The following is a 270-nucleotide window of genomic DNA, read 5'->3' as shown; positions in this document are numbered from 1 at the left end:
TGTCGAGCGGCTTGAGCACGACGAACAGCAACGTGACTTCGCTGTCGGGCGTGGTGTCGACCAACACGAGCAATATCGCGTCGCTGTCGACGGGTGTGAGCTCGCTGTCGTCGGGTCTGAGCACGACGAACAGCAACGTGGCATCGCTGTCCTCGTCGACTTCGAGCGGCCTGAGCACGGCCAACAGCAACATTGGCTCGCTGTCGAGCGGCTTGAGCACGACGAACAGCAACGTGACTTCGCTGTCGGGCGTGGTGTCGACCAACACGA

1 protein-coding gene is annotated in these 270 nt (G+C 61.9%); it reads right to left on the bottom strand.

Going from position 1 to position 270, the window contains the following annotated elements; genetic code table 11:
* Positions 1 to 270: hypothetical protein (locus H0X90_RS36130; protein ID WP_269061751.1), on the bottom strand; the 270-nt coding region annotated here is incomplete at both ends.

The organism is Burkholderia sp. 9775_39, from assembly GCF_015712225.1.
GTDB classification, from domain to species: domain Bacteria; phylum Pseudomonadota; class Gammaproteobacteria; order Burkholderiales; family Burkholderiaceae; genus Burkholderia; species Burkholderia cenocepacia.
The sequence above is the reverse complement of the archived record's forward strand: the minus strand, read 5'-3'. Positions and strand labels throughout refer to the sequence as shown.